This is a genomic window from Stenotrophomonas rhizophila (assembly GCF_007667275.1).
Taxonomy (GTDB): Bacteria; Pseudomonadota; Gammaproteobacteria; order Xanthomonadales; family Xanthomonadaceae; genus Stenotrophomonas; species Stenotrophomonas maltophilia_AE.
Genome location: NZ_VDQT01000001.1, coordinates 1,397,321 through 1,419,124, shown reverse-complemented (window position 1 = coordinate 1,419,124; position 21,804 = coordinate 1,397,321). Strand labels below are relative to the sequence as shown.

Here is a 21,804-nt window from a genome sequence, read left to right as displayed (position 1 = left end):
CCTGCCAACCGCAAGCCGAGCCCCGTCGCGGCCGGTAGGTCCCTGGCAAAGTAAAGGAGGAGGGGGCGGCCGCAGGCCGACGCCGGGGGACATTTGCATAGGGGCCTGCCGGCCGCGGCGGGGCCCCCCACGCTCGCGATGACCTGTTCGAAGACCCTGCACCAAGCTTCCAAGCCACTCGAACAAGGGAAGCGCGCGCTGCAGCAGACGCGGCTGCCGGTGGATCGAGCGCCGGGGCGCCATACCCTTTCCGGCGAATGTCCCCCGGCGTCGGCCTGCGGCCGACACCTCCTCCTTTACTTCGCCTCCAAGGGCATGGCGCCCCGGCACTCGATCCACCGGCGTTGCCCCGTGACGCCCGCTTTTCCCTGCCAACCGCAAGCCGAGCCCCGTCGTGGCCGGTAGGTCCCTGGCAAAGTAAAGGAGGAGGGGGCGGCCGCAGGCCGCCGCCGGGGGACATTTGCACAGGGGCCTGCCGGCCGCGGCGGGGCCCCCCACGCTCGCGATGACCTGTTCGAAGACCGTGCACCAAGCTCCAACCCACTCGAAATGAGAAGCTTCACCCGACAGGAGAAGAACCGTTTGTTCGGCAAGGTATGATGGCCATTCCCCCACGATCGTTCACATCACCTGAACGATTGCGACTGTTCTCCTCTCCCCCAAGGACCTCTAGTTCGCATGCGCATCCTGCTTGCCCGTCACGGCGAAACCCCCTGGAACGCCGAAGGCCGTTACCAGGGCCAGATCGATATCCCGTTGTCGCCGATCGGCGAAGCCCAGGCTCAGGCCTTGGGCGAACGCCTGAAGTCGGTCGACATCACCCGGGCTGTCGCCTCGCCGCTGTCGCGCGCGCAGCGCACCGCGCAGCTGGCCCTTGGTGCCGACCGCGCCGACATGCTGCTGACCGAACCGGACCTGCAGGAAATTGCCCACGGCGAGTGGGAAGGCCTGCTGGCCAGCGAAATCAACGAAAAGGATCCGTCGCGCCTGCAGGCCTGGCGCGAGGAACCGGACACCGTGCTCATGCCGGGCGGCGAATCGCTGCGCCTGGTGCTGGACCGCAGCTGGCGCGGCCTGGCCCGCGCCGCCGAAGGCCTGGGTGAGCACGACACCCTGCTGGTTGTCGCCCATGACGCGGTCAACCGGGTGATCCTGTGCCGGGTGCTGGGGCTGCCGCTGTCGCGGCTGTGGACCTTCCGCCAGGCCCCGACCACGCTGAACCTGCTCGAAGGCGCCGACCTGGACAGCCTGGAAGTGGTGAGGTTGAACGATTGCGCGCATCACACGCCGTTTTTCGGTGAAGCGAAGCATCGGGCGTTGTGAGTTTTTCTGGTTGCCGACTAACAGTCGGCACTACATTTGCCGATACCACGATTTATTGCCATGACCAGTACCCGCCCGCATTCCCTCGCCGAATGGCTCAGCTACATCGAGCAACAGCATCCGGCCACCATCGACATGGGGCTGGAACGCGTCCGCACCGTCGCCACCGCGATGGGGCTGGGCCAGCCCGCACCGCGCACCATCGTCGTCGGTGGCACCAACGGCAAGGGCTCCACCGTGGCGTTCATCGAGGCGATCGCGCGCGCGGCCGGCTGGAAGGTGGGCGCGTATACCTCGCCGCACCTGCTGCGCTACAACGAGCGCGTGCGCATCGACGGCGAAGACGCATCGGATGCGGCGCTGGTGGCCGCCTTCAACGCGATCGAAGATGCCCGCGGTAGCACCACCCTGACGTACTTCGAGTACGGCACGCTGGCCGCGCTGCAGCTGTTCGCGCAGGCCGGGCTCGACCTGGCCGTGCTGGAAGTCGGGCTGGGCGGACGCCTGGACGCGGTCAACATCGTCGATGCCGACGTGGCCGTCATCACCACCGTCGACATCGATCATGCCGACTGGCTCGGCAACGACCGTGAAGCCATCGGCGTCGAAAAGGCCGGCATCATCCGCGGCTGGAAGCCGGTGATCCTGGGCGAGACCGATCCGCCGTCGAGCGTGCTGGCGCGGGCTTACCTGGTCGGCGCCAACGCGATCCGCGGCGGCAGCGATTTCTTTGCCGACGTCATCGATGCCCAGCACTGGCGCTGGCGCGACGTTGGCTTCCGCATCGACCTGCCGATGCCGGCGCTGCGCGGCCCGATCCAGCTGCGCAACGCGGCGTCGGCGATTGCCGCGCTGCGCGCGCTGGACAAGCCGCTGCCGCGCGCGGCGATCGTGGAAGGCGTTGCCCAGGCGCGCATCCGTGGCCGCCTGCAGGCGTTCGAGCGCGGCGGCGTGGAGGTGCTGGTCGATGTCGGCCACAACCCGCAGGCCGCGCGCGAGCTGGCTACTGCATTGAAGGCGACGCCCGCCGCCGGGCGCACCGTCGCCGTGTTCGCCGCGCTGCAGGACAAGGACGCCGCCGGGGTGGTCGAGGCGCTGGCCGAGCGGGTCGATGACTGGCACCTGGCCGGGCTGGACGGCGCCCGCGCGCAGACCGCAGCGGCGCTGCTGTCGCGCCTGTCCGGCACCGCTGCGGCCGCTGCATCCACCCATGCAGATGTCGACACCGCGCTGCAGCAGGCGTTGGCTGCCGCGAACGCCGGCGACCGCGTACTGGTCTTCGGTTCCTTCCATACCGCCGCGCAGGCCTTGCTGTGGCTGGAAAACGCCCGCTGAGGCGGGCAGAACGCGACAACGTTCAGCCGTCTTCGACGCCGCACCCGCGCGCGCCCGTATAATCGCCGTGGCATTCCGCCGCGCCGCCTGCCTGCCTTCCGTGGATACTCCTCTGAAACAGCGTCTGATTGGTGCCATCGTCCTGGTGGCGTTGGCCGTGATTTTCCTGCCCATGCTGGTCAAGGGGCCTGCCCCCGACAGCGGTGTGGCCAATGTGCCGATCAGCGCCCCGGACGCGCCGGCCGACGGCCAGTTCCAGACCCGCGAACTGCCGCTGGTGGCGCCCACGGGCGGTGCCACCGGGCTGCAGGGCGCGGCCAGCACCACGCAGCCGCTGCAGGACGCTGCGGCGCCCGCCGACGCGACCGCGCCCGCTGCCGATCCATCGCCGGCCGTTGCCGCCGGCAACTATGCGGTGAGCTTCGGCGCCTACGGCAGCCAGGCCGACGCCAATGCGGTCATCGCCTTCCTGAAGAAGGCGCAGCTGCCGGGCTTCAGCGAACCGGCCACGATCAACGGCCGCCAGGCCTGGCGCGTGCGCGTCGGGCCGTACGCCGATCGCGCCCAGGCCGAAGCGGCGCGCTTGGAAGCGGTCAAGGTACGCAATGACGTCAAGGCCGAAGTGGTGACCCTGGACGCCCGCGCCGACAGCGCGGTGGCCAGCGCCGCCACGCCCGCGCCGACGCCCGCGCCGGCGGCGTCCGCCGCCTCCAGCGCCAGCGCGGCGCCTGCCGCGGCCACGGTCCGCACCGAAACGCTGCCGCCCGAGCCGGTCGCGGCGGCCAAGCCGGCACCGAAGCCGGAAGCGCCCAAACCCGAACCCAAGCCCGAGCCCAAGCCGGCCCCGGCCAAGCCGGAGGCGACCGCTGCGGCCAAGCCTGCGGTGGCGCCCGCGGCGCCGGCCGCCAGCAGCGTTGGCTTCGCCGTGCAGCTGGGCGCCTTCGGCCAGGCCGCCGAAGCCAACGCCCTGCGCGACAAGGTCCGCGCCGCCGGGTTCAGCGCCTTCGTCGAGCAGGTACGCACCGACAAGGGCACGCTCAACCGCGTGCGCGTCGGCCCGGTCGCCAACCGTGCCGAGGCGGAGAACCTCAAGGCCCAGGTTGCGTCCAAGGTCGGCGTGGCCGGCATGGTCCGGCCGCATCCCTGATGCGGGCGCCGCGCCCGTGCCGGTGGGCCGGCGGGGCCCGTGACCGGAGCCGCGCAGCATGATCGATATCGTGCTGCTCGCGGTGATCGCGCTGTCGACCCTGCTCGGGGTGATGCGGGGCTTTGTCAGCATCGTGATCAGCACGCTGTCCTGGCTGCTGGGCGGTTGGGCCGCCCTGCTGTTCGGGGCCAGCGCGGCGGCCTGGTGGTCGGCCCCGGCCGCACCCGGCAGTGGTCACTATGTCGCCGGCTACCTCACGGTGTTCCTGCTGGTCATGGTCTCGGTCTGGGCGATCGGCCTGGTCGTGCGCCAGGCGGTGCGTTCGACCAGCCTGAGCGGCGCGGACCGCCTGCTCGGCGGCGGTCTCGGCGTCGCCCGCGGCGGCCTGATCGCGTGCGTGCTGCTGCTGCTGGCCTCCTATACACCGCTGACCCGTGAACCGGCCTGGCACACCTCGCACCTGCGTGCCGCGCTCGACCCCGGGGTGGGCTGGATGCAGGCGAGGATGCCGCGCATGCCGGAACTGCCACAGCTGCCCGACCTGAAGGACATGCAGGGCCTTCAGGCCCTGCCTGCAGCGTTGCCCGAGGTGAACACGGCGCAACTGCCGGTCGGGGAGTTGGGCAAGCCGGGCGCGACAAGCGATAATGGCGTCCTTGGCCAGTTGCTGGGTGGGCGCGGATGGCCGCGACCACTGGATGAAACCCCGCCGCAGGCGGTGGACCCCGCCGACGTGTGGGCCAACCAGGCACGACCAGGCTCCCCCCAGAACACCGATCCGGCGCGCGTGCGTGCGGACGACACCGTTCCGGCACGGAACGGTTCCCCCGGCCAGGTACGGCCACCTTCACAGTAGATGGGCCCAGCCCAGCGGAGATTCGCACCATGTGTGGCATCGTCGGTATTGTCGGCAACCAGAACGTCGCCGGGCAGTTGTATGACGGCCTGACCGTCCTCCAGCATCGCGGCCAGGACGCGGCGGGCATCGCCACCGCCGATGGCACCCGTCTGCGCGTGCAGAAGGCCAATGGCCTGGTCCGCGACGTGTTCGACGCCAAGACCATGTCCACCCTCGAAGGCCGGGTCGGCATCGCGCACGTGCGTTACCCGACCGCCGGTTCGGAAGGCATGGACGAAGCGCAGCCGTTCTACGTCAACTCGCCCTACGGCATCGCGCTGGCCCACAACGGCAACCTGATCAATACCGAAGCCCTGCGCCAGCAGGTGTTCGAACAGGACCGCCGCAACGTCAACACCGATTCGGACAGCGAAGTGCTGCTGAACGTGTTCGCCTTCGAACTGGACGCGCAGCGCCAGCTGACCCCGGAAGCGGCGATCCGCGCCGTGGCCGGCGTGCACCGTCGCTGCAAGGGCGGCTATGCGGTGATCAGCGTGGTGCTGGGCCTGGGCCTGGTCGCCTTCCGCGACCCGCACGGGATCCGCCCGCTGGTACTGGGCAAGCGCGCCCACGCCGAAGGCGATGAATACATCGTCGCCTCCGAATCCTCGGCGCTGGACGTGCTGGGCTTCCAGCGCGTGCGTGACGTGCGCCCCGGCGAAGCGCTGGTGATCACAGCGCGCGGCGAGCTGTTCTCCGAAGTCTGCGCCGAGCCGGCCGAGCACAGCCCGTGCATCTTCGAATACGTGTACTTCGCGCGTCCCGACTCGATGATCGACAACGTCTCGGTGCACAAGGCGCGCATGCGCATGGGCATCAAGCTGGGCGAGAAGATCCTGCGCCTGCGCCCGGACCACGACATCGACACCATCATCCCGATCCCGGATACCTCGCGCGACGCCGCGCTGGAAATCTCCAACGTGCTCGGGGTGAAATACCGCGAAGGGTTCATCAAGAACCGCTACATCGGCCGCACCTTCATCATGCCGGGGCAGGGTGAGCGGGTGAAGTCGGTGCGCCGCAAGCTCAACCCGATCCACCTGGAGTTCCGCAACCGGGTGGTGCTGCTGGTCGACGATTCCATCGTGCGCGGCACCACCAGCCAGCAGATCGTGCAGATGGCGCGCGACGCCGGCGCGCGCAAGGTGTACCTGGCCAGCGCCGCGCCGCCGGTGCGCTACCCCAACATCTACGGCATCGACATGCCGGCGGCGGAGGAACTGGTAGCGCACAACCGCAGCGTGGAAGAAATCGAAGCGCACCTGGGCTGCGACTGGCTGATCTACCAGGACATCGAGGACATGGAAGCGGCGGTGCGCGAAGGCAACCCGGAGCTGAAGTCGTTCGATTCCTCGTGCTTCAACGGGGTCTACCCGACCGGAATCGAGCCGGGCTATTTCGAACGCATCCAGCAGCTGCGTTCGGACGATGCCAAGCACAAGCGCCGCGCCTGAGGCCTGTCGGTGAGCACGTGCTTGCCGCAGGACGAAGCGGCTGGTGACCTGCTGCGCGCCGCGCAGCAGTGCATGGCCGAGGCGGATCCGCTGCGCAAGGTCGCGCTGACCCGGCATTACGCAGCGCAGTACCGGGCGGGGCAGTTGAAGGCGGACGCCGACGCGCCGCCGCCCGAGCCGATCCGCATGCCGGGTCGGCCACCCCGGTTGCAGCTGGTGCACCCGCGCGATGTTCCCCGGCGCGGGCTGGGCAACGCCGAAGGCCGCGCGGCGTTCATCCATGCCATCGCGCACATCGAACTCAACGCGATCGACCTGGCCTGGGATGCGGTGTACCGCTTCCGCGGGCTGCCGGCGTCGTTCCATGCCGACTGGGTGGGCGTGGCCGATGACGAGTCGCGCCACTTCCTGCTGCTGCGTGAGCGGCTGCAGGCCTACGGTTTCGACTATGCCGACTTCGGCGCGCACAACGGGCTGTGGGAGATGTGCGAGAAAACCGCGCACGACGGCCTGTCGCGGATGGCGCTGGTGCCGCGCGTGCTGGAAGCGCGCGGACTGGACGTCACCCCGGGCATGATCACCAAGCTGCGCTCCTCCAACGACCACGCCACCGCCGACGTGCTGGAGATCATCCTGCGCGAAGAGGTGGCGCACGTTGCCGCCGGCACGCGCTGGTACCGCTGGTACTGCGCACGCGAAGGTGTCGAGCCGCGCACGCGTTTCATCGCGCTGCTGCGCGAATACGCCAGCGGTTACCTCAACGGTCCATTCAACCTGGAAGCGCGGCTGCTGGCCGGGTTCGACAAGGACGAACTGGCCGACCTGCTCGAACAGGCAGGCCGGTAGCGCCACGCCCGGCGTGGCCGCGCTACACGTTGCGCAGCACAACGCGTTTCCCGTCGTCCGTCGGCCGGTTGATGTAGAACAACCCCGGCCCGGGCCGGTACGGCAGCTCGCGCGTCGCATCGTCGGCGGCATACAGCAGCGCGGTATCCCCAAGTGCATCGAAGTTCCAATGCGCCGACTGCATCAGGTAACGCTGCCTCAGCAGGTTTTCCTGCGCCGCCTCCAGTGCCTGCCCGCGCAGCAGTCGCGCGGCGATCAGCTGCAGCTCGCTCGGCAACGCCAACGCCGGATCGCTGTCCGCCGCACGTGTCCACGACACCCCCGCCGCCGTGGCGCGTTGCTGCATCAGCCGCAGCGCGACCAGCTGGTAGCGCCAGTCGATCTCGCGGCGCAGCACCACGGCCGCGTGCGCAAACAGCACCCACTGCGGCAACACACTGTCGCTGCCGGCTACGCGCATCTGCTGCCAGCGATGCCAGACGTCGACCCAGACGCTGTCCTCGTCCAGCCCGAGTGCGGCCTGCCAGCGCACGCAGTCGGCCTGCGCCCGTGCGTACGCCTGGCTGGCACGCAACACGGCCAGCGGCGGGGGCGCGGTGTCGGCCACGCCATGGTTGCGCAGCCGCTGCCCGTGCGGACGGGTCAGCAGCTTCGGACCTTCGATGCGCTGGTCGTAGCCGCCGCCGATGTTGGCGTGCACGCCGGGCAGGGCGATCTCTTCATGCTCGGGTGCCACGCTGGTGAGTGCGAAGTGGTGCCGGTGCTCGTCGCGGGCCACCAGCTGCACGACCTTGTCCGCGCAGTCGGGCGCCAGGCCCACACGCGGCAGCGCCTCGCGTTGCCGCGCATCGATCGCGACCACCGTATCGAACAGACCGACGAAACGTACCGGGCGATCCACCGCGCCGGCGGCGGGCTGCCAGCCGGTGCGGCGCAGCTGCTCAAGCAGCCACGCAGGGCCGTCGGTGGCGTTGAGGCGGTTGACCGCATCGCGCGCCGACGCGGCACCGCGCGAGAAACCGAACAGGTCCAGCCGCACGCTGCCCAGCGCGTGCGCCGGCACGGTTCGTGCCAGTGCCCGCAGGGCCTCGGGCAGGCGTATGTCCAAGGCCTGCCGGACCTTGGCCGTGACCCCACTGGGCCCGATCCCGAACGCCAGCCCCATCAGGTCGTCTTCCTTGCCGGTACGCGTGCCGGCGCCCTCGATGTAGATCGCCAGCGACAGCGGGCCCGGCCGGGTTGGCGTGGTGCGGCGGTGGTCGGGGTACAGCGCGTGCAGCCGGGCGATGTTGGTCAGCCCGTTGCTGAAACTGCTGGTCAGCCGACTCTGGTACGGCGAGGCATCGTCGGCCAGGACGGCGGACGCGGGCGGCCGCGCTTCCGGGGTGGTGCTGCCGGCCGGGTGCGAGGCGCGCCGCAGGTTGTCGGCATTGTTGCGGGTGCCATCGAAGAACAGGCCGATCTGCAGCGCGACCGGCAAGAGCGTGATCGGATCGGGCTGCCCAGCCATGGCCTCGCTTTCCCCTGTCGATGCGGGTCAAGGTAGCGCGAAAACGACACGGGTGCGACGTAACTGAACCGCTTCGGTTGACGGTCACAGTTCCGATATCTCATCCAGAGCCTCTATTGAATTCACGCGGGCAGTTGGCGCCAGATGGTCCAGCCTGCTGACAGGGGCGGCAGCGCGAACACGTTCACTCTGAATCTCACTCATAGCGAGGCGACATGATGTCCAGTCCGATGAGCAAGACCGCAGTTGCGATCACGTTGTCCCTGATGGCGATCGGCACGGCGACGGCCGCGCCCCTGTTCGAACCGGTAACGGTCCTCAGCCGTGCGAGCGCGGCCAGCGAGCCGGCCGCGCAGGCGGTGCTGGCTGCACCGTCGAGCGCTGCCGTGCAGGAGGTCCGGGTCGATGCCGGCGCCGTGGTGGCCGGCCAGCGCCAGCTTGAGTTCGAACTGCTGGGTGCGCCGGTGAAGGCGCTGCAGCAGCGTGTGGAAAGCCTGCCCGATGGCGGCAGCATCTGGTATGGGAGCGTGCAGGAGGCTGGCTCGCGGTTGACCCGCGCAACGGGCAACGATCCGGGCAATTCGGTGATCCTGGTCCAGTCCGGCGGCACCGTGACCGGTTCGATCCGGCGCAATGGCACGCTGTACCGGTTGCGCCCGCTCAGCGACGGTCGCCATGTACTGGTGCAGGTGGACGAGTCGCGCATGCCGGCCGACCACCCGGCCGACTACAACACGCTGCCGCGGATCGACATTCCGGTCAGCGAGCGGGTCGGCATCGCGCAGGCCTCGTCGGGTTCGCCGGCCACGATCCGGGTGCTGGTGGCCGCCACCAACGCGGCGGTGAACGCCTATGGCGGCAACATGCAATCGCTGGTGCAGCTGGCGGTGGCCGAGTCCAACCAGGGTTACGTCAACAGCAACGTGGGCCTCACCCTGCAGCTGGCCGGCTACCAGGCGGTGTCGTATACCGAGTCGGGCAATTTCAGCACCGACCTGGCGCGTTTCCGCTCCACCAGTGACGGTTACATGGATGCGATCCATACCACCCGCAACAGCACGGCCGCCGATGTCGCGGTACTGCTGATCAACAACAGCAGCTATTGCGGGCTGGCCTCGGGAATCGGTTCATCGGCGTCCACCGCGTTCGCAGCGGTGTACTGGGACTGCGCCACCGGCTACTACTCGTTCGCGCATGAGATCGGCCACCTGCAGAGCGCACGCCATGACATCGCCACCGACCCGAGCACGTCGCCGTATGCGTACGGCCATGGGTATCGCTACCAGCCGACCACCGGCGCGCGCTGGCGCACGATCATGGCCTACGACTGCACGCAGGGCTGCCCGCGCCTGAACTTCTGGTCCAACCCCAACATCAGCTACAACGGGGTCCCGATGGGCATCGCGTCCAGCGCCGACAACCAGCGCGTGCTGGTCAACACCAAGGCCACCATCGCCGCGTTCCGCTGATGGTTTCCGGAGCACACGACCAACGGGTCGTGTGCTACCGGGTAGGTATCGACCGTTGGTCGATACGCTCCTACGCCAGCGAATCCAGCGTCCAGCCCTGCGCGGTGACCCGCAGCACCGAGCCCTGTTCGTACCAGTCGCCCAGCACGATGCGCGTGCAGGTGCGACCACCGGCCTGCACGCTGTGGATCGCCGGCCGGTGGGTGTGGCCGTGGATCAGGGTGTCCACGCCGTAGCGCACGAAGGTGGCGCTGACTTCATCCGGGGCCACGTCGGTCACGGTCTCGAAGGTGGCGCGGTCGCCCTGCTTCATGTCCGACTGGCGCGCCTGGCTGGCATCGCGCGCCTTCTGCGCGAAGGCGATGCGCGCGGCCAGCGGTTGCGCCAGGAACTGGGCCTGGAACGCCGGGTCGCGGGTCTGCGCGCGGAACTGCTGGTAGGCCACGTCATCGGTGCACAACAGGTCACCGTGCTGCAGCAGGACCGGCTGGCCGTACAGGTCGATCACGCTGGGGTCGGGCAGGATCCGGAAGCCGGCGCGGCGCGCGTAGTCCTCGCCGACCAGGAAGTCGCGATTGCCGCGGATGAAATACACCGGAACCCCGGCGGCGGCCACGGCCTTGAGCGCATCGGCCACCGCATCGGCGGCCGGGGAGGGGGTGTCATCGCCGATCCAGGCCTCGAACAGGTCGCCCAGGATGTACAGGGCATCGGCCTGCATCGCCTCGCGGCGCAGGAACTCCAGAAACAGCGCGGTGATGGCCGGACGGGTCGGGTCCAGGTGCAGATCGGAGATGAACAGCGTAGTCATGCCCGTATTGTAGATCGTCAGACCCGTAGAGCCACGCCCTGCGTGGCTGCGCGGAATCTGCCATCCCTCACACCGGCAGGGGCAACCATTGCAGGCTCGCACCGGCCAACGCCGTGGCAATCGCCGTCGCCGCCAGCACGTCGCTGGGGTAATGCAGCCCCAGCACCACCCGCGACACCCCCACCGCGGCCGTGAACGGCACCAGTACAGGGGCCAGCCAGGGGTAATAGGCCAGCGCCACGATCGTGAACGACACCGCGTGCAGCGTGTGCCCGGACGGGAAACTGAATTCATCCAGCGGCGCCACCCACGCGCGGATGCGCAGGTCGGCCGCGTACGGGCGCGGGCGTCGCGTCCAGCGCTTCAGGCCCTTGTACAGCAGCAGCGCCATCAGCCCGGTGGCGGCCATGTGCAGTGACGCGCGCAGCCCATCGAACCCATCCAGCAGCACCAGTGCGCCCATCAGCGCATACCAGAACACGCCATCGCCGAGCCGGCTGACCACGGCAAACCCGCGGCGGATGCGGCGGTGCCGGCAGCAGTGGTTGGCGCGACGGCACCAGCGGGTTTCACGCCCGCGCAGGGCCTCAAGCGGCGTTGTGCGCATGCGGCCTCCGGGCCTTGGCCAGTTCGGCGAGCAGGGTGTCGAATTCCGCCACCACCTGCTGCGGGTGCAGCCGCTTCATCGCCGTGGCCGCGTTGAGGCCCAGCCGTTCGCGTTCGGCATCATTGCCCGCGAGCCGCACCGCCGCCTCGATGAAGCTGCCGTCATCGTCCACGGCCTCCCCGTTTTCACCGCTGCGCAGGTGTTCGCGCGCCGCGCCGTAGTCGAAGGCCACCGTGGTCACGCCGCTTGCCATCGCTTCAAGGGTGACATTGCCGAAGGTCTCGCTGCGGCTGGGGAACAGGAACAGGTCGCCGCTGGCGAAGTGCCGGGCCAGCGCGTCGCCACGCTGCACGCCACAGAAAATGAAGTCCGGGTTTTCATGCGCCAGCTTCTCGCGTGCCGGGCCATCGCCCACCCACACGAAGCGTGCCTTCGGGCGCACCTGCTGCAGGCGGCGGAAGGCCTTCACCGCCAGCGCCAGGTTCTTTTCCGCGGCGATGCGGCCCACGTAAATCGCGGCAAACCCGGTCCCGTCGATACCCCATTCCTCGCGCAGCGCAGGATCGCGCCGCTCCGGCTCGAACTGGCTGCTGTCCACCGCGCGCGCCAGCAGGCGCACCCGGTCGAAGCCCTGCGCGGTAAGGAACTGCTGCAGCTCCTGCGTCGGCACCAGGGTGGCGTCGGCCTGGTTGTGGAAGCGCCGCATCCAGCGCAGCGCGGCGGCCTGCAGCCAGGCCACGCCGTAGTCGGGCAGGTATTCGTCGAAGCGGGTATGGAAGCCGGTCGCCACCGGGATGCCGAGGCGCCGTGCAGTACGCAGCGCGGACCACCCCAGCGGACCTTCGGTGGCGATGTAGACGGCATCCGGGCGCTGCTGCTGCCATTGCCGGGCCAGCCGCTTGGGCGCGGGCAGGCCGAAGCGCAGGCCCGGGTAGCGGGGCAGCCCGGCGCCCTGCACCAGCAGCGCACCGGCCGCTTCGGCTTCCTCTGCCTGGCGCGGACGCACCAGGTCCACCGCATGCCCGGCGGCGCGCAGTCCCTGCTCCAGCCCCTGCACGGTCAGGGCAACGCCGTTGACTTCGGGGGGATACGTTTCAGTGACGATGGCATAGCGCATGGCGGGCCTCCGGTTTCGGCCATGCTCGGGGGTCGCGATGTAGACGCCATGACGCGCGCATGACCACCGCATGACGGCGCCCGGGCACAAAAAAACCACGGCCCCGAAGGGCCGTGGTCGTCAGGCATCAACCGTGCAGGTCGATCAGAAACGCTGCTGGTACTTCATGTAGATGAAGCGGCCGATGTCGTAGCCGCCGTAGTACGAGAAGGCGGAGTTCGGCTTGCTGTACATGATCGGGCCGAGGCGGTCGAAGACGTTGTTGGCGCCGACCGACACGGTGCCGTCCCACGGCAGGTTGTAGCGGAACTGCAGGTCGTGGAAGGTGACCGAACCACGCTCGTTGTAGTTGCGCGAACCCTTGTACCAGGGAGCGTACTGGTTCGGATCCGAGCACTCTTCCGGGTACAGCGCGATGTTGGCGCACTGTTCCTTCACGCCCGAGTAGTAGCGAGCGGTCCAGCTCATGCCGAAGTTCTCCAGGTCCCAGCCCAGCACCAGGTTGGAACGGACGCGGAAGCCGCTGCCGATGCCATTGGTGGTGGTCGGCACGACGCTGGCGTCGTTGGTCGACCGGTAGATGTTGCTCGACACGTAGGTGGTGGCCGAGTTCAGCACGAACTTGCCGAAGTCGGTATCCAGGCGATAGCTAAGGTCCAGGTCGTAACCTTCGGTTTCCAGGAAACCGGCGTTGCGGTTGCCGAACTTCAGGTTGGTCACGATGCCGGTGACCGGGTCGCGATCGAAGCGGCTGCAGCGTGCATCGATGCCCTGCTCGTAGCAGTCGATCAGGATCTGGCTCGGGGAATCGGCAATGATGGTGTTGTCGATGCGGATCTTCCACCAGTCCAGCGACGCGTTGAAGTTCTGGATGAAGCCGGGGCTCCAGACCAGGCCCAGCGTCTTGCTCTTCGAGGTTTCCGGGGTCAGCAGCGGATTGGAGCCGGAGGTGAACGGCACCGGGGTGGCGTCGGTGGCCACGGTCACCGGCGTACCGCCCTGGCGCAGCTGGCGGAAGGTTGCGGCGTTGGCGATGTCACGCGAGCAGCGTGCACGCACTTCGGCGCTGCTGCGCGAGGAACCGAACACGGTGTCGCACGGATCGCTGAACTGCGCGAAGGTTTCCGAACCGCCACCGAACAGGTCGTTGATGGTCGGCGAACGGAAGCCCTCGGCCCAGGTGCCACGGACCATCAGCGAATCGATCGGCTTCCACTTGAAGCCGAACTTGCTGTTGAGCGTGTTGCCGAAGGTGTCGTAATCCGAGAAGCGGGTAGCACCGTTGAAGGTCAGTTCCCGGGCGCCCGGCAGGTCGGCCAGCACCGGCACGTTCAGCTCCAGGTACGCCTCGTTGACGGTGTAGTCGCCACCGGTCGGGCCAGCGGCCAGGTTGGTGGTGGCACCGGTCTGCGCCAGCGCATCGGGGGTGTACTTGCCTTCTTCCTTGCGGCTTTCAACGCCGAAGGCGAAGCCCAGGTCGCCGGCCGGCAGGGTCACGATCGAGCCGGCGATGTTGGCGAAGAAGTTCTTCGACGTGGTGCGGCCCTTGGTGACTTCTTCCGGGAACAGCCACGCCTGCAGCGCGTCATTGCCATACAGGCCGTTCGGCGCGGTCACGCCGTAGGCGACCAGCGGGTTCCACGGCTTGCACACGTCCAGCGAGATCGGCGCGGCAGCGGTACCGCACTGCACCTGGCCCGACGCGTTGAGGAACGACGGGCCCACGCCGCCGGCGACGCGCGCCTTGTGCAGGTTGCCGGTGGCCACCGACTCCAGCTCGTTGCGGTTGTACTGGTAACCGGCTTCCCAGTCGAAGTAGCGCTCGCCGATGTCGAACGAACCGTCGAACGAGGCCACCGCGCGGTAGGTCTTCAGGTTGCTGGTCGTGACGCGCGGAATTTCCCAGGTACGACGGTTCCAGGCGACGGCGGTCGGGGTGGCATAGCCGTGCTGGCGGCCGAACGGGTTGAAGTAGCTGTCGATCGACATCGAACCGACGCCGGCAGTGCTGGACTGCAGCGGGTAGCCGGCGATCTGGCGGGTCGACTCGCGCTCGTTGTAGCCCAGCTCAGTGCGGAAGTTGATGCTGTCGGTGATCGCGAAGCGGCCATCGAAGTACACCGAGTCGCGCTTGAGCGGATACATCACGTGCATCTGGTCGTTGGCGTTGCTCACATCACCGGTGAACGGCGTGGTGTCGGTGCGGTGGTAGTTGCCCGGCAGGGTCGGGTCCGAACCACGGTTGAGCGAGTAGCCGCAGCCGGCGGTGGCCGTGCAGCCCGGGCCGCGCAGGCCGGTGATCTGGCCGTACTGGCTGAGGGTGGTCCAGTTGCTGGAATCGAGCGGATGGCGGTCGGTCATGCCGTACTGGCTGAAGCCGCGGTCGCGGGCCCACACGCCCTTCTCTTCGGCATGCTCGGCCGACAGTGTCAGCGAGATGCGGTCGTTGCTCCAGCCGGTCACCACGTCGAAGCGGTCGCGGGCGCCGTCGCCCTCGCTGTACTGGCCGTGGTAGACGTTCACGGTGGTACCGGTGACGTTGCCGCGGGTGATGATGTTGACCACGCCGGCCATCGCGTCCGAACCGTAGATCGCCGAGGCGCCGTCCTTCAGCACTTCGATGCGCTCGACCGCCGACACCGGCAGGGTGGACACGTCCTGGTAGCCGGAGGTGCTGATGCCCAGGCGCTTGCCATTGACCAGCACCAGCGTGCGCTGGGTGCCCAGGTTGCGCATGTCGATGTAGGTGCCGCCGGCATTCTCACCGGCGGTCAGCGCATTGGCGCGGCTGATCGTCGGGCTGCCCATGGCGGTCACGTTCTGCAGGATGTCGGCCACCGAGCTGAAGCCCTGGCGCTCGATATCGGTGCGGCTGATCGCAAACACCGGCTGCGCGGTTTCCACGTCCACCGTACGGATGCGCGAACCGGTGATCTCGATGCGATCAAGGTTGGTGGGGTTCGGCGCGTCCTGTGCCATGGCCGGTGCGGCCACCAGGCCAGCGGTACCGGCGACCAGGGCAAAGCGGATCGCCTGCCCCAGTACGTTGATGCGTGAAGTCATTGGCTCTCTCTCTGTGGTTCAGAACTGAATCAAAAGAGGTCGGCGGGGTCCCAAGTCCCCGCGTCCCCCGAAAACCGCTCCAAATGGGGCGGTGACCCGATCTTAGTCCCAGTCGTTAAGCCTATGTAAAGTCTTTTGCCAAAAAAAATTCACGCGCCCGTAACCATCAGGGCGCTTTTCATTAAGAATCAAGGAATTGTGACGGAATTCACACGTCAGGCTCTGTGTCCTGACGTGTCGAAATGTATCGGGATGCTGCAATGCAGCATGATGTTCTGCGCAGTGTCCCCGCAGACGACACCGCGCGGCCCTGGCCGGCGGTGCGGCTCAGGCCACGAAGGGGCGGAACTGGATGCCCAATCCGGCCAGGCCGTCGGTCTCGCCGATCAGGTCGGCGCGCAGCAGGGGACGGGCGTCGATATAGGCCTGCGGCAGGATCAGTGACAGCCTGCTGTCATCCGCATTCAGTTCCAGCGCGGGAACCGGGCTCTCTTCATGGGCGCGGTTGAGCAGCACCGCGAGGCGGAGCAGGGCGGTCAGGCGCCGTGCCGGCTGCAGCAGGCGTTCGGGCAGTGCCTCGAACGCCGACTTGGAGACGTTGCGGCGGTGGCTGCGTACCAGCGCCGCCAGCAGTTGCTGCTCCTGCCGCGAGAAGCCGGCGATGTCGGAATTTTCCAGCACGTAGCTGCCGTGCACGTGGTAGCCGCTGTGCGCGATCATCAGGCCCAGCTCGTGCAGGCGCGCGGCCCAGCCGAGCATGCGCGCGTCGTCCGCATCCAGTGACCAGCTATTCTCGACCTGGGCGAACAGGTCCAGCGCGGTGCGCTGCACCCGCCCGGCCTGGACCGTGTCGATGCCGTAGCGCAGGGTCAGTGCATCGACCGACTCGTCGCGCAGGTCGTTTTCGCTGGCGCGGCCCAGGATGTCGTAGAGGATGCCTTCGCGCATCGCCGCCTTGCTGACCAGCAGCTTCTGCAGTCCCAGCGCCTGGAAGGCGGCTTCCAGCACCAGGATGCCGCCGGCGATGATCGGGCGGCGGTCGGGCGAGAGCCCGGGCAGGTCGATGTCTTCGATCCGCTTGGCCTTGAGCAGCTCGTCGCGCAGCTGCGGCAGGGCCTCGGCGGTGATCGCGCCCTTGCTCAGTTTCATGCTGGCGCAGATCTCGCTGATCGCTTTGTGCGTGCCGGACGATCCCAGCGCTTCGTCCCAGCCCAGCGCGCGGTACTTGGTCGCGAACTGCTGGAATTCGGCGCCGATCTCGGTCAGCGCGTCCTTCCAGCGCTTCCGGCTCAGCTTGCCGCCGGGGAAGAAGCGGCGCGTGCTGGCGATGCAGCCGGCCTGCAGGCTTTCGCGCTCCAGGGTCTGCATGCCCTGGCCGATGATGAATTCGGTGGAGCCGCCGCCGATGTCGATCACCAGCCGGCGCTGGTCCGGCTTGGGCGGCTGCGAGTGGGCCACGCCCAGGTAGATCAGGCGGGCCTCTTCGCGCCCGCTGACCACTTCGATTGCGTGCCCCAGCGCGGTTTCGGCCGGCATCAGGAAGCTCTGCGGCGAACGCAGCTGGCGCACGGTGTTGGTGGCCAGCGCGCGCACGCGCACGGACGGAATGCCGCGGATGCGCTGGCCGAAACGGGCCAGGCATTCGAGCGCGCGCTGGCGCGCCTCGGCCGACAGGCCGCCCTTGCCATCCAGGCCGTCGGCCATGCGCACGGTCTCGCGCAGGCGGTCGACCACGCGCAGCTGGCCGAGCGTGTAGCGCGCGATCACCATGTGGAAACTATTGGAGCCCAGGTCGATGGCGGCGAGCAGGTCGCCATCCTGCAGGGCGGGCGGAGTGGTGGAGGTATGCGGCATGGGCGAATGGTAGCCGATGGCCGGGTCGCGGCGTCACCGCGCCGCCTTCACATGATGCGACCGGAGGCCGCACAGAAGGAATCCCGACCAACGGTCGGGATCTACCGATGGCGTTGATGCAGGGCCTTACAGGCCCTGCATCAACGCCATCTGTGCCGAATGCGGGGGCTGGTCGTGGCCGGGCGTGCATTTGCGGTACTCGCCATCGGCGTGCAGTTCCCAGGCGTTGAGGTTGTCGTCCAGGTAGTTCTGCAGCACGTCCCGGTAGACCTTGCGGGCCAGTTCCGGGTCCAGGATCGGGAAGCAGGTCTCCACCCGGCGCAGCAGGTTGCGCTCCAGCCAGTCGGCGCTGGCGCAGTAGAGCTCGGATGCGCCGTCGTTGCCGAACCAGTACACCCGGCTGTGTTCCAGGAAGCGGCCGACGATCGAGCGCACCCGGATGTTCTCCGAGATCCCGGGCACGCCCGGGCGCAGCGTGCAGGCGCCACGCACGATCAGGTCGATCTGCACGCCCGCCTGGGAGGCCGCATACAACGCACGCACCACCTGCGGCTCGTTGAGGGCGTTCATCTTGGCGATGATGCGCCCCGGGCGGCCGCTGTCGGCCAGGTGCATCTCGCGTTCGATCCGCTGCAGCAGCCCGTCGTGCAGGGTGAACGGCGATTGCAGCAGGCGCTTGAGGCGGGTTCGCGGGGCAAGGCCGGACAGCTGCTGGAACAGCAGGTGCACGTCGTTGCCGATATCCGCATCGGCGGTGATCAGGCTCAGGTCGGTGTACGCGCGGGCGGTGCCGCTGTGGTAGTTGCCGGTGCCAAGGTGCACGTAACGCCGCAGCTTGCGGCCTTCGCGGCGCACGATCAGCAGCATCTTGGCGTGGGTCTTGTAGCCCACCACGCCATACACCACCTGCACGCCGGCCTCCTGCAGGCGGTCGGCCAGGCCAAGGTTCGCTTCTTCGTCGAAGCGCGCGCGCAGCTCCACCACCACGGTGACGTCCTTGCCGTTGCGCGCGGCCAGGATCAGCGCGTCGACAATCTGCGAATCCTTGCCGGTGCGGTACAGGGTCTGCTTGATCGCCAGCACGTTGGGATCCACCGCGGCCTGCTTGATCAGGTCGAGCACTGCGGTAAAGGCATCGAAGGGATGGTGCAGCAGGACATCCTTGCGCCGGACCACCTCGAAGATGCCGTCGCTGTCGCGCAGCGTGCGCGGGCTCATCGGCGGATACTTCAGCTCCGGTCGCGACAGCAGGTCGTACAGCTGGATCACGCGGTTGAGGTTGACCGGCCCGTCGATGCGGTACACCGCGTTCTCGGTCAGCCCGAAATTCTGCAGCAGGGTGCGGGTGATGTCGGCCGGGCAGTCGTGCGCTATCTCCAGGCGTACCGCGGGCCGGTAGCCGCGGTCGACCAGTTCATCGCGCAGGGCCAGGGCCAGGTTCTCCACTTCCTCCTCGTCCACCACCAGTTCGGAATTGCGGGTGACGCGGAACTGGTAGGCACCTTGGACTTCCATGCCCGGGAACATCTCGCCGACGAAGGTGGACAGCACCGAGGACAGGAACACGAAGGTCTGCACGCCGCCGAGCGACTCGGGCAGCTGGATGATGCGGGGCAGCGAGCGCGGCGCGCGCACGATCGCAAGATGGCCGGCACGGCCGAACGCATCGGTGCCCTTGAGCACCACCACGATGTTCAGCGACTTGTTGAGGATCTTGGGGAACGGGTGCGACGGATCCAGGCCCAGCGGCGACAGCACCGGCATGATCTCGTTGCGGAAGTACGCGCGCAGCCAGCGCTTCTGGCGGTGGTTCCACGAGTGCCGGCCGAGCACGTCGATCCCGGCCTCGTGCAGCGCCGGACGCAGGGTTTCGTTCCAGCAGCGGTACTGCTGGTCCACCAGTTCGGCGGCACGGTCATGGATGGCGTTGAGGATGGCCTGCGGCGCCATGCCGTCCGGCGCCGGCGGCAGGCCGAACTCCTGGGCGTGGCGCACCGCGGCCGCGCGGATCTCGAAGAACTCGTCCAGGTTGGTGCAGGAAATGCACATGAAGCGCAGCCGTTCCAGCACCGGCACCTGCGGATCCATGGCCTGGGCCAGCACCCGGAAGTTGAAATCCAGCTGCGACAGCTCGCGGTTGATGTACAGCGCAGGGTCGCGCAGCGGGTCGGTGTCCGCCGGCACGGCGATGGGAACAAGGGTGCTCATGCGGAAGAATCTTCTGCTGAAGGAAGGAGGGCCGTGTCGGTGCGCATGCGCACGTGGTCGGCGTCGAAATGGCACGAGAACACGCTGCCCTTGCCGACCTCGCTCTGGATCTCCAGGCGCGCGTGGTGCAGGCCCAGGATGTGCTTGACGATCGACAGCCCCAGCCCGGTGCCGCCGCTTTCGCGCGAACGGCTGCTGGAGACGCGGTAGAAACGTTCGGTCAGGCGCGGCAGGTGGGTGGCGGGAATGCCGTAGCCGGTGTCGCGCACCGCCAGCACCACGCCCTGGCCTTCGCGCGCCAGCTCCACCTCGACCTGGCCACCGGCGGGGGTGTAGCGCACCGCGTTGGTGACCAGGTTGGAGAAGGCGCTGTGCAGTTCCTTGTTGGACCCCAGCAGGTCGACCCCGGCGTTGTCGACCACGCTGATCTGGTGGCGGCCCTGGCTGTGCGCTTCGGCTTCGCGGCGCAGCGTGGCCAGCATCGGCGCCATCGCCACGGTTTCTTCTTCGGTGTGTTCCTGCGATTCCAGTCGCGACAGGGTCAGCAGGTCTTCGACCAGCTGCGCCATGCGCTGCGACTGCCTGCGCATTTCCTCCAGCATCGGGCCGGTGCCGGGGAAGTCCTCCGGTTCCATCATGTCTAGGTAGCCGTGCACCACGGTCAGCGGCGTGCGCAGCTCGTGCGAGACATTGGCCACGAAGTCGCGGCGTACCTGTTCCAGCCGCAGCAGCTTGCTGACGTCGCGGGCGATCAGCAGCCAGTAGTCGGGCGAGTAGGGGATCAGGCGCAGGTTCAGGCGGATCGCCGGGTCGACCGGCGAGGGCACGTCGAGGATCGGTTCGGCATTGCGGCCGCCGGCCAGCCAGTGCGCCAGCGGCATCGGTTGCAGGCGCTCGACCAGCGCCTCGCCCAGGTCACCGGGATGGTGCAGGCCGAGCAGCGTGGTGGCCGATTCATTGAACCACTGCACGCGCTGGCTGTTGCGGTCCACCACCACCACCGCATCGGGCAGCGCCGCGGCAGCGGCGCGGTAGCTGCGCAGCATGTCCAGCAGGCGCCGTTTGCGCGTGCGCATTTCCAGCTGGTTGCGGTACAGCAGGCGGTCCAGCTCGTTCCAGACCCCATCGCCGGCGCGCATGTCCCAGCGCTGGCGGGCGGTCAGCCGGCGCAGCACCTTGCGCAGGCGCCAGTAGTGCCAGGCCAGCGCGGCAATCGACGCCAGCGCGATGCACATCCACACATGGCCGCTGGCGAGTCCCACCCCCACGGCGGCGAGCAGCAGCACGGCCAGGGCGGCGAGCGTTTTCAACCAGGCAGAACGGATGTGGCGCGGCATTGCACTCTCAATGGATTGGCGTAGAGCGGGGCTCTGCCCCGCTGTCCAGGGCTCTGCCCCGCTGTCCGGGGCTCTGCCCCGCTGACTTACATGGACGTCGAGAAACGATACCCCGCGCCGCGCACGGTCTGCACCATGTCCTGCGCGCCGAACGGTTCCAGCGTCTTGCGCAGGCGGCGGATGTGCACGTCGATGGTGCGCTCTTCCACGTACACGCTGCCGCCCCACACGTGATCCAGCAGCTGGGCGCGGGTGTAGACGCGCTCGGGGTGGGTCATGAAGAAGTGCAGCAGGCGGTATTCGGTCGGGCCGATCGGCACCGGCTGGTCGCCGGCGAACACGCGGTGCGCCGCGCCGTCGATGCGGATGCTGCCCACGGCCACGCTGCCGTCTTCGTCATCGTCGCGCGCCCGGCGCATCACCGCGCGGATCCGCGCCAGCAGCTCGCGCGCCGAGAACGGCTTGACCACGTAATCGTCAACGCCTGCTTCCAGGCCGCCGACCCGGTCGTTTTCCTCGCCGCGGGCGGTCAGCATGATGATCGGCACCTCGCGGGTAAGCGCCTCCTTGCGCCAGCGCCGGGCCAGGTCCAGGCCGCTGGTGCCCGGCAGCATCCAGTCGAGCAGGATCAGATCCGGGACGCGGTCGGCGATGGCGGTCTGCGCCTCGCGGGCGTCACCGGCGTGGATGGGGTCGTAGTCGCCCTTGCGCAGGGCGAAGGCGACCATTTCGCGGATCGCGGGTTCGTCATCGACGATCAGGATGCGTTTCTGCACGTGGCTACCGTAAGGCTCATCAGACCGGGAATGATCCCAGTAGACTACG

The 21,804-nt window shown here is 68.3% G+C and carries 16 protein-coding genes; 7 read left to right on the top strand and 9 right to left on the bottom strand.

The window, feature by feature from the left end:
* Positions 1–678: 678 nt before the first annotated feature.
* From FSZ13_RS06230 to FSZ13_RS06205, 6 genes are all read left to right on the top strand, one after another.
* Positions 679–1,323 carry a histidine phosphatase family protein gene (locus FSZ13_RS06230; RefSeq protein ID WP_145478482.1) on the top strand — a complete coding sequence of 215 codons (645 nt, stop codon included), beginning with the start codon at positions 679–681 and terminating at the stop codon, positions 1,321–1,323.
* A gap of 60 nt (positions 1,324–1,383) precedes the next feature.
* Positions 1,384–2,658, top strand: a complete 1,275-nt coding sequence (gene folC, locus FSZ13_RS06225) for a bifunctional tetrahydrofolate synthase/dihydrofolate synthase (protein ID WP_145478481.1) — start codon at positions 1,384–1,386, stop codon at positions 2,656–2,658.
* Between the two features lie 100 nt (positions 2,659–2,758).
* Positions 2,759–3,805, top strand: a complete 1,047-nt coding sequence (locus FSZ13_RS06220; RefSeq protein ID WP_145478480.1) for an SPOR domain-containing protein — start codon at positions 2,759–2,761, stop codon at positions 3,803–3,805.
* Positions 3,806–3,863: 58 nt separating this feature from the next.
* The gene (locus FSZ13_RS06215; RefSeq protein ID WP_145478479.1) at positions 3,864–4,661 is read left to right on the top strand and encodes a CvpA family protein; all 798 of its coding nucleotides are present in this window, start codon (positions 3,864–3,866) and stop codon (positions 4,659–4,661) included.
* Positions 4,662–4,690: 29 nt separating this feature from the next.
* Positions 4,691–6,157, top strand: a complete 1,467-nt coding sequence (purF, locus tag FSZ13_RS06210) for an amidophosphoribosyltransferase (RefSeq protein WP_068849542.1) — start codon at positions 4,691–4,693, stop codon at positions 6,155–6,157.
* 72 nt (positions 6,158–6,229) lie between these two features.
* Positions 6,230–7,003: a ferritin-like domain-containing protein gene (locus FSZ13_RS06205; protein ID WP_145478573.1), complete on the top strand. Its 774-nt coding sequence runs from the start codon at positions 6,230–6,232 to the stop codon at positions 7,001–7,003.
* A gap of 22 nt (positions 7,004–7,025) precedes the next feature.
* Here the strand turns inward: FSZ13_RS06205 and FSZ13_RS06200 are convergent, their stop codons facing one another.
* A complete protein-coding gene (locus FSZ13_RS06200) occupies positions 7,026–8,513 on the bottom strand; it encodes a phospholipase effector Tle1 domain-containing protein (RefSeq protein ID WP_145478478.1) in 1,488 nt (495 codons plus the stop codon).
* 230 nt (positions 8,514–8,743) lie between these two features.
* Between FSZ13_RS06200 and FSZ13_RS06195 the strand changes: the two genes are divergently transcribed.
* On the top strand, positions 8,744–9,982 hold the full coding sequence (locus FSZ13_RS06195; RefSeq protein ID WP_428999969.1) for a M12 family metallo-peptidase: 1,239 nt from the start codon (positions 8,744–8,746) through the stop codon (positions 9,980–9,982).
* Positions 9,983–10,052: 70 nt separating this feature from the next.
* Here FSZ13_RS06195 and lpxH read toward each other — a convergent pair whose 3' ends face one another.
* The 8 genes from lpxH to phoB all read right to left on the bottom strand — a co-directional run bounded on the left by lpxH (position 10,053) and on the right by phoB (position 21,755).
* The gene (gene lpxH, locus FSZ13_RS06190; protein WP_145478476.1) at positions 10,053–10,793 is read right to left on the bottom strand and encodes a UDP-2,3-diacylglucosamine diphosphatase; all 741 of its coding nucleotides are present in this window, start codon (positions 10,791–10,793) and stop codon (positions 10,053–10,055) included.
* A 67-nt stretch (positions 10,794–10,860) separates the two neighbouring features.
* Complete coding sequence (locus FSZ13_RS06185; protein ID WP_145478475.1) at positions 10,861–11,400, bottom strand: phosphatase PAP2 family protein; 540 nt, start codon at positions 11,398–11,400, stop codon at positions 10,861–10,863.
* Positions 11,381–12,517 carry a glycosyltransferase family 4 protein gene (locus FSZ13_RS06180; protein WP_145478474.1) on the bottom strand — a complete coding sequence of 379 codons (1,137 nt, stop codon included), beginning with the start codon at positions 12,515–12,517 and terminating at the stop codon, positions 11,381–11,383. The genes FSZ13_RS06185 and FSZ13_RS06180 overlap by 20 nt, the downstream gene beginning before the upstream one ends.
* A 144-nt stretch (positions 12,518–12,661) precedes the next feature.
* On the bottom strand, positions 12,662–15,580 hold the full coding sequence (locus FSZ13_RS06175) for a TonB-dependent receptor domain-containing protein (protein WP_145478473.1): 2,919 nt from the start codon (positions 15,578–15,580) through the stop codon (positions 12,662–12,664).
* Positions 15,581–15,907: 327 nt separating this feature from the next.
* Positions 15,908–17,434 (bottom strand): exopolyphosphatase, encoded by a 1,527-nt coding sequence (ppx, locus tag FSZ13_RS06170; RefSeq protein ID WP_145478472.1) that lies wholly within the window; start codon positions 17,432–17,434, stop codon positions 15,908–15,910.
* A 126-nt stretch (positions 17,435–17,560) separates the two neighbouring features.
* The gene (ppk1, locus tag FSZ13_RS06165) at positions 17,561–19,642 is read right to left on the bottom strand and encodes a polyphosphate kinase 1 (RefSeq protein ID WP_145478471.1); all 2,082 of its coding nucleotides are present in this window, start codon (positions 19,640–19,642) and stop codon (positions 17,561–17,563) included.
* A complete protein-coding gene (gene phoR, locus FSZ13_RS06160; RefSeq protein ID WP_145478470.1) occupies positions 19,639–20,979 on the bottom strand; it encodes a phosphate regulon sensor histidine kinase PhoR in 1,341 nt (446 codons plus the stop codon). The genes ppk1 and phoR overlap by 4 nt, the downstream gene beginning before the upstream one ends.
* An 86-nt stretch (positions 20,980–21,065) precedes the next feature.
* Entirely contained in the window at positions 21,066–21,755 is a 690-nt protein-coding gene (phoB, locus tag FSZ13_RS06155) for a phosphate regulon transcriptional regulator PhoB (RefSeq protein ID WP_145478469.1), read from the bottom strand.
* Between the last annotated feature and the right edge of the window lie 49 nt (positions 21,756–21,804).